Annotated in this window: 15 protein-coding genes; 8 read left to right on the plus strand and 7 right to left on the minus strand. The window is 69.5% G+C overall.

Translation table 11 applies throughout. From position 1 onward, the window contains the following. Positions 1-29: 29 nt before the first annotated feature. The 7 genes from MMSR116_RS12370 to MMSR116_RS12400 form a co-directional block, all read right to left on the minus strand. Complete coding sequence (locus MMSR116_RS12370) at positions 30-770, minus strand: pseudouridine synthase (RefSeq protein ID WP_010682836.1); 741 nt, start codon at positions 768-770, stop codon at positions 30-32. Further along, entirely contained in the window at positions 767-1,672 is a 906-nt protein-coding gene (locus tag MMSR116_RS12375) for a class I SAM-dependent methyltransferase (protein ID WP_010682835.1), read from the minus strand. Before MMSR116_RS12375 ends, MMSR116_RS12370 begins: the two co-directional genes overlap by 4 nt. 139 nt (positions 1,673-1,811) lie before the next feature. Beyond that, positions 1,812-2,807, minus strand: coding sequence for a GTPase Era (gene era / locus MMSR116_RS12380; RefSeq protein WP_010682834.1), 996 nt, complete (start codon positions 2,805-2,807; stop codon positions 1,812-1,814). After that, positions 2,804-3,583, minus strand: a complete 780-nt coding sequence (gene rnc, locus MMSR116_RS12385; RefSeq protein WP_010682833.1) for a ribonuclease III — start codon at positions 3,581-3,583, stop codon at positions 2,804-2,806. The genes era and rnc overlap by 4 nt, the downstream gene beginning before the upstream one ends. Further along, positions 3,580-4,365: a signal peptidase I gene (lepB, locus tag MMSR116_RS12390; protein WP_010682832.1), complete on the minus strand. Its 786-nt coding sequence runs from the start codon at positions 4,363-4,365 to the stop codon at positions 3,580-3,582. The genes rnc and lepB overlap by 4 nt, the downstream gene beginning before the upstream one ends. A gap of 169 nt (positions 4,366-4,534) precedes the next feature. Beyond that, entirely contained in the window at positions 4,535-4,966 is a 432-nt protein-coding gene (gene acpS / locus MMSR116_RS12395; protein WP_010682831.1) for a holo-ACP synthase, read from the minus strand. After that, complete coding sequence (locus MMSR116_RS12400; RefSeq protein ID WP_010682830.1) at positions 4,963-5,712, minus strand: pyridoxine 5'-phosphate synthase; 750 nt, start codon at positions 5,710-5,712, stop codon at positions 4,963-4,965. Before MMSR116_RS12400 ends, acpS begins: the two co-directional genes overlap by 4 nt. 561 nt (positions 5,713-6,273) lie before the next feature. Here MMSR116_RS12400 and rpsF point away from each other — a divergent pair. The 8 genes from rpsF (at position 6,274) to MMSR116_RS12440 (ending at position 13,070) form a co-directional block, all read left to right on the plus strand. Further along, entirely contained in the window at positions 6,274-6,726 is a 453-nt protein-coding gene (rpsF, locus tag MMSR116_RS12405; protein WP_010682828.1) for a 30S ribosomal protein S6, read from the plus strand. A gap of 3 nt (positions 6,727-6,729) precedes the next feature. After that, a complete protein-coding gene (gene rpsR, locus MMSR116_RS12410) occupies positions 6,730-6,981 on the plus strand; it encodes a 30S ribosomal protein S18 (RefSeq protein WP_007561044.1) in 252 nt (83 codons plus the stop codon). 129 nt (positions 6,982-7,110) lie between these two features. Then, positions 7,111-8,145 carry a DUF2232 domain-containing protein gene (locus tag MMSR116_RS12415; RefSeq protein ID WP_010682827.1) on the plus strand — a complete coding sequence of 345 codons (1,035 nt, stop codon included), beginning with the start codon at positions 7,111-7,113 and terminating at the stop codon, positions 8,143-8,145. A 41-nt stretch (positions 8,146-8,186) separates the two neighbouring features. Continuing rightward, complete coding sequence (rplI, locus tag MMSR116_RS12420; protein ID WP_010682826.1) at positions 8,187-8,759, plus strand: 50S ribosomal protein L9; 573 nt, start codon at positions 8,187-8,189, stop codon at positions 8,757-8,759. Between the two features lie 321 nt (positions 8,760-9,080). Further along, a complete protein-coding gene (locus MMSR116_RS12425; protein WP_010682825.1) occupies positions 9,081-10,568 on the plus strand; it encodes a replicative DNA helicase in 1,488 nt (495 codons plus the stop codon). Between the two features lie 246 nt (positions 10,569-10,814). Further along, complete coding sequence (locus MMSR116_RS12430) at positions 10,815-11,264, plus strand: cupin (RefSeq protein ID WP_010682824.1); 450 nt, start codon at positions 10,815-10,817, stop codon at positions 11,262-11,264. Between the two features lie 10 nt (positions 11,265-11,274). Next, entirely contained in the window at positions 11,275-12,177 is a 903-nt protein-coding gene (locus tag MMSR116_RS12435) for an SMP-30/gluconolactonase/LRE family protein (RefSeq protein ID WP_010682823.1), read from the plus strand. Beyond that, positions 12,174-13,070: a VOC family protein gene (locus MMSR116_RS12440; protein ID WP_010682822.1), complete on the plus strand. Its 897-nt coding sequence runs from the start codon at positions 12,174-12,176 to the stop codon at positions 13,068-13,070. The genes MMSR116_RS12435 and MMSR116_RS12440 overlap by 4 nt, the downstream gene beginning before the upstream one ends. Positions 13,071-13,117 lie beyond the last annotated feature (47 nt).

A 13,117-nucleotide genomic window follows, 5' to 3' on the forward strand; every position in this document is an offset into this window, starting at 1 on the left:
CGATCCGGCGCAGGCCGCGCCGTGCGAGCTCACTCCGTCGCGAACACCGCTGCCACGTCGTCCGCCGCCATGACCCGGTAATCTCCCGCCGGCAGGTCGGCCGGCAGAGCAAGTCCGCCGACCCGGTCCCGGTGCAGCGCCGTCACGTGGTTGCCCAATGCGGCGAACATACGCCGAACCTGATGGTATCGACCCTCGGTCAGCGTCACGGCACAGTGCGTGTCATCCTCCACGTCGAGCCGCACCGGCAACAAGGGGCGCTCCTCGCCCTCCAGCATCAGCGTCCCGGAGGCCAAGACCGTCGCCTCGTTCCCCGCCAGCGGCCAGTCGAGGGTGACACGGTAGCGCTTCGCCACGCTGGCCTTCGGACTGATGATCCGGTGCAGCAGCACGCCGTCGTCGGTGAGCAGGAGCAGGCCCGAGGTCTCCTTGTCGAGGCGGCCGACCGTCGAGAGCGGCGGCTCCCGCCGGCGCCAGCGCTCCGGCAGCAATCCGTAGACCAGCGGACCGGCCTCCTTGTGCGAGCAGGTGACGCCGAGCGGCTTGTGCAGCATCAGGCAGAGTCCGGGCAGCGGGTCGAGGGGCTCGCCGTCGATTGTCAGGCGGTCGGGCAGATCCTGATCGAGGGGGATCCGATCCCCGGCATCCTCCAGTTCCGCACCGTCAAGGCGAATGGCGCCGGCGCGGGCGAGCCCCTGGACCTCACGCCGGGAGCCGTAACCGAGGTTGGCGAGGAGCTTGTCGAGCCGGACGGACTTCGCAGCGCTCACCGGCGCGCCTCGTAGACCCGGAAGCCGCCTGCCTGCACGGCCACCGCGACGTGCCGGAACGCCTCGCGCAGGCTCGCCTCGTAAGGCAGATGCGCGTTGGCGACGAGCCACAGCGTGCCGCCGGGACGAAGCACCTCGGCGGCCCGGGCGATGAAGGCGCGGCCAAGGGACGGATCCTCGCTCCCGCCCTCATGGAAGGGCGGGTTGGTCACGACGAAATCGAGATGGTCGGGCACCACGCCGGGGGTCCGGACATCCGCCCAATGGATCGTCGCCCGCGGGTCGGCGACGTTGAGGCGCGCCATCTCGACGGCCCGGCGATCGATCTCCACCAGCGTGAGGGTCGCCACGGCGTCGGACCTGAGGACCGCGCGGGAGAGGATGCCGAGACCGCAGCCGAAATCGGCGCCGCGGCCCTTGAGCGTCGGCAGGTTCGCCAGGAGCAGCGCCGTGCCGGGATCGAGCCGGTCCCAGGAGAAGATGCCCGGTTGCGTGCACAGGGCGAGGTTGTCGACGTGGCGGGGAGCCCCCTCGTCGATCGCCTCGGCGAGACCGGCCAGCGAAGGCGGCCGCTCGGCCGTGCAGATCCGGTGATGCCGGCGCGGCTGGTCGGCAGCGGCGCAACCGAACGTCGTAAGTTCCTTGGCCAAGCGGGTGCCGCCGCGATCCTTCGGCGCCAGCGCCACCATGCGGCCGCCCGGCCCCAGCGCACGCAGCATCTGCGCGAGCACGTAGCGCCGCTCGACCGTTCCGGGGGGCGCCAGCACCGTGGCCGAATCGAGACTGTTCTCGGACAGATCCTCCAGTCGTTCGGCGCCGGGGATCAACGGGGAAAGCTGGACGGCGTCACCGGGGACCTCGGCGAGGTCGACCGGCGGCAGGCCGTAGACGGCATGGCGCATGAAGGATTCGGGATCTGGAGAGCCGGCTCCGGAACGCAAATCCGCGGCGGAGCGGGTCGGGCCCGCGCCCGACTCGGTTTATCCGGGGAAACGCCGCGATTTATACCGCAATCGAGCCGGAAGCCCAGCACCTGACGGGTCAGCCCCGCGGAAATTCCAGGCCCATCTCGCGGTAGCGGGCGGGATCGTCGGCCCAGTTCTCACGGACCTTCACGTGCAGGAACAGGTGAACCTTGGCGTCGGCCGCCTCGGCGATCTCGACGCGCGCCGCCTGTCCGATCGCCTTGATGGTCTGCCCGCCCTTGCCGAGCACGATCGAGCGCTGGCTCTCCCGCTCGACGAAGATCGTCTGCTCGATCCGCACGGACCCGTCGGACCGGATCTGCCACTGGTCGGTCTCCACGGTGGAGCGGTAGGGCAGCTCCTCATGCAGCCGGTCGTAGATCTTCTCCCGGGTGATTTCGGCGGCGAGCATGCGTAGCGGCGCGTCCGAGACCTGATCCTCCGGATAGAGCCAGGGTCCCGCCGGCATCCGGGCCGCCAGGGCGCGGCGCAGGTCGTCAACGCCGTCGCCGTTCAGCGCCGAGATCATGAAGGTCTCGGCGAAGGGAGCGGCGGCGTTGAGCTTGGCCGCGAGGTCGAGCAGACGCTCCCGCGGGATCAGGTCGATCTTGTTGAGGATCAGCAGCTTCTCCCGCCTCACCTCGCCGAGCCGGCCGAGCACGGCCTCCACCTCCGCGTCGATCCCCTTGCGCGCGTCGACCAGCAGGCACACCGCGTCGGCGTCCGCCGCGCCGCTCCAGGCCGAGTGAACCATCGCCCGGTCGAGGCGGCGCTTGGGCGCGAAAATGCCGGGCGTGTCGACGAGGACCACCTGGGCCGAGCCCTCGATGAGGATCCCCCGCACCAGCGCGCGGGTCGTCTGCACCTTTCGGGAGACGATCGAAACCTTAGTGCCGACGAGGCTGTTCAACAGGGTCGACTTGCCGGCGTTGGGCACGCCGATCAGCGCCACGAAGCCGGCTCGGGCATCGGCGGGCGTGCCCGGCAGCGCAGACGGATCGCGCGGGGGCTCCGCCCCGCCTGGACCGTCGGGGCCGTCCCGGTCGTGCTCGTCTTCGTCGTGTGCGGTCATGCTGTCTCCGTCGGCCCCACCTCCGGCGAGGCTCCGATCCCCTCCCGCTCCAGAAGCGCCTGGGCGGCCGCCTGCTCGGCGATCCGCTTCGACGTGCCGTCGCCGAGACCGGGCTCGAGGCCCTCGACCTGTACGGCGATGCGGAACCGGGGCGCGTGGTCGGGGCCGGTGCGCTCCACCACCTCATAGGTGGGGATCGGCAGGCTGCGGCCCATGGCCCATTCCTGAAGGGCGGATTTTGCGTCGCGGCCCCGCGGCGCAGCGTTGGGCTCGGCGGGCCGGAAATGCGCCTCGACCACCGCCCGGGCGGCGTCAAATCCGGCGTCGAGGTAGATCGCGCCCAGGATCGCCTCGCAGACATCCGCCAGGATCGTCTGGTTGCGTCGCCCCCCGCCCATCACCTCGCCCTGGCCGAGGATCAGGTGCGGCCCGACTTCCCAGGCGGCGGCGACGACCGCGCAGGTCTCGCGCCGGACCAGAGCCGCCAGCTGCCGGGAGAGGTCGCCCTCGTCGGCCTCAGGGAACGCGCCGTAGAGGCGGTCCGCCACCGCGAGGCCGAGCACGCGGTCACCGAGGAATTCGAGGCGCTGGTAGCTGCCGCCCCGGCCGCTGGCCTTGCTGGTGTGGGTCAGGGCGCGGGTCAGCAAGTTCTGGTCGGCGAAGCGATGGCCGATCCGCTCCTCAAGCGCCCCGAGCGGCGGACGGGGCTTGTGGGCACGGCGTGCCCGCGCGGAGTTTCGGGGCTGCGCGGCGTCGTCCAAGTCCGGACCGGTCAATGGATCGTCGAGAACAGGCGCGTCCAGCGCACGTGGGCCGGCCAGTTCCAGACCTGCCACGCCGGGGTGCCCTCGTCGATGGAGAAGAAGATCATCTCGGCGCGCCCGACCAGATTGGCGAACGGCACGTAGCCGACGCTCGCGAGGTCGCGCGAATCCGTCGAGTTGTCGCGGTTGTCGCCCATCATGAAGAAGTGACCGGGCGGGACGGTGTACAGCTCGGTCTTGTCCCAGAACCCGTTGTCGCCGTCGCGCTCGATCACCCGGTGGACCACGCCGTTGGGCAAGGTCTCGAGGTACTGGGGCACCTTGGTAGCCTGCCCGTAGGGATCGGTCGTCTCGTAATCGGCGATCCGCTCGCGCTTGACCGCCTTGCCGTTGATGTTGAGCACGCCGTCGATCATCTGGATCTTGTCGCCCGGCAGGCCGATCACGCGCTTGATGTAGTCGGTCGCGTTGTCCTTCGGCAGCTTGAACACCGCGATGTCGCCGCGCTTCGGCTCGGCGCCCCAGATCCGGCCCTCCGCCTGAATCGGAATATATTCCGAAAGCGGAAGCGAGTATTTGGAGTATCCGTAGGAATATTTCGAGACGAACAGGTAGTCGCCGATGAGCAGCGTCGGCACCAGCGAGCCCGAGGGGATGTTGAACGGCTGGAACAGAAGCGTGCGAACCACCAGGGCGATGAGCAGCGCCTGGATGCCGACCTTCAGCGTCTCACGGATGCTGGCCCAGGTGCCGGTCTCGGCGGGTTTCCTGAGCGGCTTGCCGTCGTAATCCACGCGCGCGTTCCGTCTTCGCTTGAGAGTCCGTCGCCTGCCGCCGGCGGGGCGCTGCCCCGCCGCGGGCGGCCTGATATGCGGTTGTCCCGAGGAATGCGCCGCAATCGTGTCCGCTGTGTGCGGCGGTCTAGACCATGCGCGACCCCCCGCAACGCACGACCAGGGTCAGCTAATCCGCCGCCTCCGTCCCCGGCCGGACTTTCTGATCCGGCAAGGCCTCGATGACCACGAAGGCCTGGGCCATGGGCGGATCGTCCGTGAGGCTCACGTGCAGGCGCGCCGTGTGACCCTCCGGCATGAGTTCCGCGAGCCGCTCGGCGGCGCCCCCGGCGAGCCGCAGGGTCGGCTGCCCGGAGGGGAGGTTCACCACCTCCATGTCGCGCCAGAACACGCCGCCGCTGAGGCCGGTGCCTAACGCCTTCGCGCAGGCCTCCTTGGCGGCGAAGCGCCTCGCGTAGCCTTCCGCACGGGCGGCCCGGCGGTCGCAGCGGGCCCGCTCGCCCTCGGTGAACACCCGATGTGTGAAGCGCTCACCGTGCCGTTCCAGCGTCCGGGCAATCCGGCGGATGTCGCAGAGATCCGATCCGATCCCGATGATCATGCGCGCCGCGCCCGGTCCATGGCGGCACGCATGTCGCGCACCGCCTGATCGAGCCCGACGAAGATGGCGTCGGCGATCAGCGAATGGCCGATGTTGAGCTCCCGGATCTGCGGCAGCGCCGCCACCGGTCCGACACTGCCCAGTGTCAGTCCGTGACCCGCATGGATCTCCAGGCCGAGGCCAGCGCCGTGCTCGGCGGCGCGCCGGATCCGGCCCAGTTCATGGGCGGTCTTCGCCGCGTCGTCCCCGAGGGCGGCCTCGCAATAGCTGCCGGTATGCAGTTCAACCACGGGCGCCCCCAGGGCGCAGGCGGCGTCCATCACGGCGGGCTCGGGCTCTACGAACAGCGAGACCCGGATACCCGCTTCAGCCAGCGCGCGGATCCGCGGCGCGAGGTGATCGCGGCCGCCGACGATGTCGAGGCCGCCTTCGGTGGTACGCTCCTCGCGCTTCTCCGGGACGAGGCAGGCGGCGTGGGGCCGGGTGGCGAGGGCGATCCCCACCATCTCGTCGGTGGCCGCCATCTCGAAGTTGAGCGGCACGGAGAGACCGCGCTTGAGCGCCGTGATGTCGGTGTCGCGGATGTGGCGCCGGTCTTCGCGCAGGTGCGCGGTGATTCCGTCGGCGCCCGCCTCGACCGCGAGCAGCGCGGCCCGCACCGGGTCCGGGTAGTCGCCACCGCGGGCGTTACGGACCGTCGCGACGTGATCGATGTTGACGCCGAGGCGCAGCTTTTCGGAGGTCATCCGCTCGTTCGTCCCAAGATCGGCGCGATGCGCCCAGCTCCAGGCAGCGATATGCTGGCGTCCTGGCGCTCCGGCAAGGCGGGGCAGAGGATGTGCGCCGCGTTCGCGGCGAGTCGTGTGCCGGATCCCGGATCAGGTTCTTCTTCTCTCCGCCTGTCCGGGAAAGTGCGCGGATTCCCACCGGACCCTTTCCCAGGCGCATGCAGCATAGCGGAATGCGGCCCGGGACCCAGCAAACCGGGCCTCAGCACAGGAATCGCCGCGCAGCGGCTCCAACCGAAACCCGACCGCGCCGCGACCGTCTCGTTCGACTTGCCATCCCCGACAAAACCGACTATGCGCCGCCCCTCGCGTTCGCTCCGGCCGGGGGCTGAACGGACGGTGCCGCTTACGGCATAGGGCTCGTCAAGAATCCGTCGTCCGGTGTCTCCGCCTTCGATCAACCGCTCGGGCCTGAAAATCGGCTCGAAGGGCTTGGCGCCGAGCGATCCGCGAGATGAACCGGCCCGAAACAGCCGCCTCTCGGCGGTCGGGCTCCTTATGACGCTGAAAGGCCCGACGATGCCTCTCTACGAGCATGTGCTCTTGGCCCGCCAGGACGTGACGTCCCAGCAGGTCGAGTCGATGATCGACACCTACAAGGGTGTGATCGAGCAGAACGGTGGCCGTCTCGAGAAGATCGAGATGTGGGGCGTGAAGTCCCTCGCCTACCGGATCAAGAAGAACCGCAAGGCGCATTTCGCGCTCCTCAACATCGACGCCCCGCCGGCCGCCATCGCCGAGATGGAGCGCCAGATGCAGATCTCCGAGGACGTGCTGCGCTTCATGACCATCCGGGTCGAGGAGCTCGATTCCGAGCCGTCCGCCATGATGCAGAAGCGCGACCGCGACGACCGCAAGGATCGCGAGCGCGGCCGTCGTCGGGACGACGAAGGCTTCGGCGGCGGCGGCTTCGGCGGCGACCGGGGTGATCGCGGCGATCGCGGCGAGCGCAGCTTCGGCGGGGAGGGCTAACCCATGGCATTCGGTGCTGGTGCGGGCGGCGGACGCCGTCCCTTCTTCCGTCGTCGCAAGACCTGCCCGTTCTCCGGCGCGAACGCGCCGAAGATTGACTACAAGGACGTCAAGCTCCTGTCCCGCTACGTGTCCGAGCGCGGCAAGATCGTGCCGTCGCGGATCACCGCGGTCTCGGCCAAGAAGCAGCGCGAGCTCGCCCAGGCGATCAAGCGCGCCCGCTTCCTCGGCCTGCTGCCCTACGTGATCAAGTAGGACTCGAAACCCGCCGGCCCGGCATCAGCCCGGGCCGGTCCTCGCAGAGGGCGGCCCGAGGTCGTCCGATCGTTGGGGCGCGCAAGCCGCCTCTAACCCTGCCGCAGCGGCAGCGGGACAGCGGATTTCATGGCACAGCACATCGGCATCGGTATCGGCGCGGGTCTCGTCTCGGCACTCCTGTTCGGGGTGCTGCTGAAGGCGACGCCGCTCGCGATCCTGCTCTACCTCGTGGCACCGCTGCCGATTCTGATCGTGGGGCTTGGCTGGAGCCACAGGGCCGCCCTCGCGGCCGCGGCCACCGGCAGCCTCGCCCTCGTCCTGGTGGTCGCGCCGTTCATGGGCCTCGCCTTCGGCGCCTATATCGCGCTGCCCGCGTGGTGGCTCGCCTACCTCACGCTCCTCGGCCGCGAGACGCCGAACGGCCTCGAATGGTATCCGACCGGCCGCCTGCTCGGCTGGACCGCGGCGACGGCAGCCCTCGCGTTCATCGCCATCGCGGTCCTGTCCTCGCCGAACCACGCCGCCTTCGACGCGCAACTGCGCGGGCTCGCGCAGACGCTGGTGCAGACCCGCATGCCCGCGCCGCGGACGACGGCGGAGGCCCGGCGCACCGATGCGGCGCCGGCCGAGAAGGAGGGCGGCGATCCGGACACGGCTGCCGGACCGGACTCCGCGCCGAAGGCCGAATCCGACCCGTCCGACGTGACCCGTGCAGAGATGGCTGACGCCCTCGCGCGCGTCGTGCCGGCCTTCGCGGCCAACGGGCTGGCGCTGCTCCTGACCTTCTATCTCTGGGCCTCGGCGCGGATCGTGAAGATCTCCGGCCGTCTGCCCCGGCCCTGGCCCGACATCCCCTCCACCGCCATGCCGCGGACGACCCTCGCCACGCTGGCGGCCGCTATCCTGATGTGCTTTGCGCCCGGCTATGTCGGCGTGTTCGGCATCGCGCTGGTCGGCGCGCTCAGCGCGGCCTTCGCGCTCCAGGGGCTCGCCGCCTTCCACGACCGCTCCCGCGGCCGGCCGGGGCGCGGCCTGATGCTGTTCGGCATGTACCTGATCCTGTTCGTGACCCAGGGCATCGCCCTGGTGGCACTCACCGTGTTCGGCCTCGCCGACACCGCCCTCGACCGCCGCCGTCCGAAGGACAATCCGGCGCCGTGAGACCCCGGCCTCCGCGGCCGAAACCCTGAAGGAGAAAGACCATGGAAGTGATCCTGCTCGAGCGCGTGGCCAAGCTCGGCCAGATGGGCGAGACCGTGAATGTCCGTCCGGGCTTCGCGCGCAACTTCCTGCTCGCCCGCGGCAAGGCCCTGCGCGCGACGGAAGCCAACAAGAAGCACTTCGAGGGCCAGCGCGCCCAGCTCGAGGCCCGCAACCTGGAGCGGAAGAAGGACGCCGAGGCGGTCGCCGAGAAGCTGAACGGCCAGAGCTTCATCCTGATCCGCCAGTCGGGCGAGACCGGCGTGCTCTACGGCTCCGTCTCGACTCGCGACCTCGCCGAGGTCGTCTCGAAGGAGGGCTTCTCGGTCGAGCGCGGCCAGTTCATCCTGAACCAGCCGATCAAGACGCTCGGCCTGCACACGGTGCCGGTGGTGCTGCACCCCGAGGTCGAGGTCGAGATCACCGTCAACGTCGCCCGTAGCCCCGAGGAGGCCGAGCGTCAGGCCCGCGGCGAGTCGGTCACCGAGCGCGAGGCGTTCAACCTCGACGACCTGGGCCTCGAGGTCGGTCAGGCGCTCGCCGATGCCGGCGAGGGTGCCGACGACCGCGGCTGAGCCTTGTTCGACCGCCCGACCGGCTTGTTCGCCGGTCGGGCTGGGGCTGGGGAACCGCTACGAAGCGGCTCCGCCGCGAGGCGACTTGAGTTCGGTATACCGGTGAACATTGGGGATGATCCGCCCCGAGACTTGACACGTTCCAGTTTTGTTCCAGCATGGACGCCCGTCGCTCGCGAGAGTCGGCGGGCGTCCGCTTTTCCGCGCTCCGGCCCGGCAGAACCGGCCGTCGACTAGGCTTCGGTAACCATACCGGGGCCAAGGTCGTGCGGTGTGATCCTGGCGCGCCCACCGCGGCGCCTGATACGGAGTCGTCCGCCGATGGCCTTGCCCAATGCGCTCACGGCCAAGCTCGAAGCGGTCCAGGCCGAGTACCGCGTCGCCCCGCACAACATCGACGCGGAGCAGGCGCTGCTGGGCGCGATCCTGGTGAACAACGACGCCTACTACCGGGTATCGGACTTCCTGCTGCCCGAGCACTTCATGGAGGATGCCCACCAGCAGATCTTCACGGTGGCTGCGTCCCTGATCAAGGCCGGCAAGCTGGCCACGCCGATCACGATGAAGACCTATCTGGGCGACGCCGATTTCGGCGGCCAGACGGTGATGCAGTACCTTGCCCGGCTCGCCGCCGACGCCACCACGGTGATCAATGCCGGCGAGTACGGCCGCACGATCTACGACCTCGCGATCCGCCGCCGGCTGATCACCATCGGCGAGGATTTGGTGAACGGCGCCTACGAGGCCCCCGTTGAGGACTCGCCTCGGGACCAGATCGAGCACACCGAGCGCCGGCTCTACGAGCTGGCCGAGGCGGGGCGCTACGATGGCGGCTTCCAGAAGTTCTCGGACGCGCTCACCGCGGCGGTCGACATGGCCGCCAAGGCCTACCAACGCGACGGCAAGCTCTCGGGCATCGCCACGGGCCTGTCCGACCTCGACGCGAAGATGGGCGGCCTGCAGCCCTCCGACCTGATCATCCTCGCGGGCCGCCCGGCCATGGGCAAAACCTCGCTGGTGACCAACATCGCCTTCAACATCGCCAAGGCCTATCGCGGCGAGAAGGGGCCGGACGGCGTCACCAAGACCGTCAACGGCGGTATCGTGGGCTTCTTCTCGCTGGAGATGTCGGCCGAGCAGCTCGCCACCCGCATCATCGCCGAGCAATCGGGCGTGCCCTCCTACAAGATCCGCCGCGGCGATATCCGCCCGGAGGATTTCTACAAGATCACCGACGCCGCTCGGGACATGCAGACGATCCCGTTCTACATCGATCAGACCGGCGGCATCTCGATCGCGCAGCTCGCCGCCCGCGCCCGGCGCCTGAAGCGCCAGAAGGGCCTCGACCTGCTGATCGTTGACTATCTCCAGCTCCTCTCGGGCTCGGGCAAGCGCAGCGACAACCGCGTGCAGGAGATGACCGAGATCACCACCGGCATGAAGGCGCTCGCCAAGGAGCTGGCCTGCCCGATCATCGCGCTGTCGCAGCTGTCCCGTCAGGTCGAGAACCGCGACGACAAGCGCCCGCAGCTGGCGGACCTGCGTGAATCGGGCTCGATCGAGCAGGACGCCGACGTGGTCATGTTCGTGTTCCGCGAGGAGTACTACGTCGGCAACAAGAAGCCGCGCGAGGGCACGGAGGAGTTCTTCGCTTGGGAAGCCGAGATGCAGCGCGTCCACGGCAAGGCCGAGGTGATCCTCGGCAAGCAGCGTCACGGCCCGACCGGCACCGTGGAGCTGCAGTTCGACGCGAACATCACCCGGTTCTCGAACCTCGCGCAGACGGACCGGATCCCCGAGCAGATGTGAGCGGGGCAACCGGACCGGAACGCTCAGTCATCGCGAGCGCAACGAAGCGACCCAGAGCCGCGTAACGCATCGACGCGTGGCGCCGCTGGACTGCACCGCTGCGCTCGCGACGACGGTTAGACCTGTCAGCTGTCCGATCCAGAAGCGGCGTGTACGCCACGCCGGTCTCCGCCGGCCTGATCCGCGAACCATCGCCGAACCCGGCCGTTGAGCGAGGACGAGTGTCCCGCCGCCGCAGGAGCGACGATGAGCGAGCCGACCCCGCCGAAGATGCCCTACTGGCACGTCTACACCGACGCGGAGGGCGTGAGCCGGCAGGAGCGGTTCCACATCGAGCGGTTCACGTTCGAGGGGATCAACCCCGAGACCGCGCCGCAATGGAACGACAAGATGGACTCCGCACAGGCGGTGGTGACCTTCACGGTCCTGCCGGTGGGTTGGGTTGGCGCGTGGCATGAGAATCCCCGCCCGCAATGGATCGCGATCCTCTCGGGGCGCTGGTTCGTCGAGACCATGGACGGTCACCGGGTGGAGATGGGTCCCGGCGAGTTGATGATGGGCGAGGACCAGAACACGAAGGAACGCGACGGCAGGAAGGGCCATCTCTCCGGCACGGTCGGTGACGAACCCTGCACGATGATCGTGACCGGACTTCAGGTCGAGCCGACCGTGAACCAGCCCGGTCGCTTCAAGTAGGAGTCGGCTCGTGGACGGTTTCGAGCTGATCCAGCCGCGCTTCAAGGGCTATGTCCTGCCGAACGCCCCCTTGCAGAAGCTCGCCGAGGGCTTCCGCTGGACGGAGGGCCCGGTCTGGTTCGGCGACCGCGACGAGCTGCTGTTCTCCGACCTCCCCAACAACCGGGTGATGCGCTGGGCGGAATTCGCGGGCTTAAGCGTCTACCGGGAGGCAAGCGATTTCGAGAACGGTCACGCGCGCGACCGGGAGGGTCGGATGCTGTCCTGCTCGCACCGCGGCCGGCGCATCCACCGGACCGAGCTCGACGGGCGCATCACCAGCCTCGTGGAGCATTACCGGGGACGGCGGCTGAACTCGCCCAACGACATCGTCTGCAAAACCGACGGCACCATCTGGTTCTCCGACCCGCCCTACGGCATCCAGACCGATTACGAGGGCGGCAAGCAGGAATCCGAGCTGCCCGCCGCGGTCTACCGCTTCGACCCGCGCGACGGCTCGTTGCGCGTGGTGGCGGACGATTTCCAGGGCCCGAACGGGCTGTGCTTCTCCCCCGACGAGCGCAGGCTCTACATCGTGGAGACCGGCCTGCAGTTCGACATAGATCCGCTCCAGCACGTACGGGTGTTCGACGTCGCCGACGACGGGTCCCTGTCCGGCGGCGACGTGTTCTGCACGATCAGCCCGGGCAATGCCGACGGGATCCGCTGCGACGAGCACGGCAATCTCTGGTCGAGCGCCGGGGACGGGGTCCACTGCATCGATCCGGGCGGCGAGTTGGTCGGCAAGATCCTGGTGCCATCGACCGTGGCCAATCTGACCTTCGGCGGCCGCAACAACAGCCGCCTGTTCCTCTGCGCCTCGCACGCGCTCTACGCGATCTACGTCAACGTGCGCGGAGCCCCTCTGCTGTGAGCGCGGTGCGGGCGATCGTCGGGTTCGGCCGCACGGTCGCGGACCTCGGCGCCGCCGAGGCGTTCTATCGCGACGCCCTCGGCTTCGTGCGGCTCGCCCCGCCGGAGCCGGTGCCGGTCGTGCAGGCGGAGGCGCTGGGGCTCACGGATCGGCGCGCCACGCAGCTGCGGATGCGGCTTGGCGCGCAGGCCGTGACCTTCCTGACGGTGGATCCGCCCGGCGCCCCCTACCCGGCCGATCCCGCGGCGACGGACCCGTTCTTCCAGCACCTCGCCATCCCGGTGCGGGACATGGGAGCCGCGATGGCGCAGCTCGCGGCGGTCGGCGCGACGTCGATCACCCGCGGCGGCCCGCAGCTCCTGCCGGCGTCCTCGGGCGGCGTCACGGCCTACAAGTTCCGCGACCCGGACGGGCACCCGCTGGAGCTGATCTTCTTCCCCGACGGTGCTGCGGCCGAGCGCTGGCGCGCCGCGCCGGGCCTGTTCCTGGGCATCGATCACTCGGCCATCACCGTCACGGATCTCGACGCAGCCCTCGCCTTCCTCACCGGGCCGCTCGGCCTTGCCGTCGTCGAGCAGGGCCTGAACCGGGGCATCGAGCAGGCACGGCTCGACGGAATGGAGGATCCGCAGGTCGACGTGATCGCGCTGGAGCCTCCGGAGCCTGCACCGCACGTGGAGCTGTTGCACTACCGCGCGCCGGCTCGCGGGCGGCGAAGCCTCTACAGCCCAGCCGACCGTGCCACGACCTTTTACGTCTTCTCCGTGGTCGATCCGCAGGGCCTGTCGCGAAGCCTGCGCACGATCGGACAGATGCCGCACGATTCTGCGGACGGTGCGGCGGTCTATTGCACGGGTCCGGACGGACACGGCTTCTTGTTCGAGCGCGCATGAGAGCCTCGCGTCGGCGAGATGTGACTCGGGCTTGACGCGCCGCCCCT

The sequence above is a fragment of the Methylobacterium mesophilicum SR1.6/6 genome (assembly GCF_000364445.2).
GTDB lineage: Bacteria > Pseudomonadota > Alphaproteobacteria > Rhizobiales > Beijerinckiaceae > Methylobacterium > Methylobacterium mesophilicum_A.

Bases quoted from the DNA above. Each gene is read 5' to 3' on its own strand.
- MMSR116_RS12375 (WP_010682835.1), bottom strand. From the start codon at position 1,672: ATGCGCCATGCCGTCTACGGCCTGCCGCCGGTCGACCTCGCCGAGGTC.
- era (WP_010682834.1), bottom strand. From the start codon at position 2,807: ATGACCGCACACGACGAAGACGAGCACGACCGGGACGGCCCCGACGGT.
- acpS (WP_010682831.1), bottom strand. From the start codon at position 4,966: ATGATCATCGGGATCGGATCGGATCTCTGCGACATCCGCCGGATTGCC.
- MMSR116_RS12400 (WP_010682830.1), bottom strand. From the start codon at position 5,712: ATGACCTCCGAAAAGCTGCGCCTCGGCGTCAACATCGATCACGTCGCG.
- rpsF (WP_010682828.1), top strand. From the start codon at position 6,274: ATGCCTCTCTACGAGCATGTGCTCTTGGCCCGCCAGGACGTGACGTCC.
- rpsR (WP_007561044.1), top strand. From the start codon at position 6,730: ATGGCATTCGGTGCTGGTGCGGGCGGCGGACGCCGTCCCTTCTTCCGT.
- MMSR116_RS12415 (WP_010682827.1), top strand. From the start codon at position 7,111: ATGGCACAGCACATCGGCATCGGTATCGGCGCGGGTCTCGTCTCGGCA.
- rplI (WP_010682826.1), top strand. From the start codon at position 8,187: ATGGAAGTGATCCTGCTCGAGCGCGTGGCCAAGCTCGGCCAGATGGGC.
- MMSR116_RS12425 (WP_010682825.1), top strand. From the start codon at position 9,081: ATGGCCTTGCCCAATGCGCTCACGGCCAAGCTCGAAGCGGTCCAGGCC.
- MMSR116_RS12430 (WP_010682824.1), top strand. From the start codon at position 10,815: ATGAGCGAGCCGACCCCGCCGAAGATGCCCTACTGGCACGTCTACACC.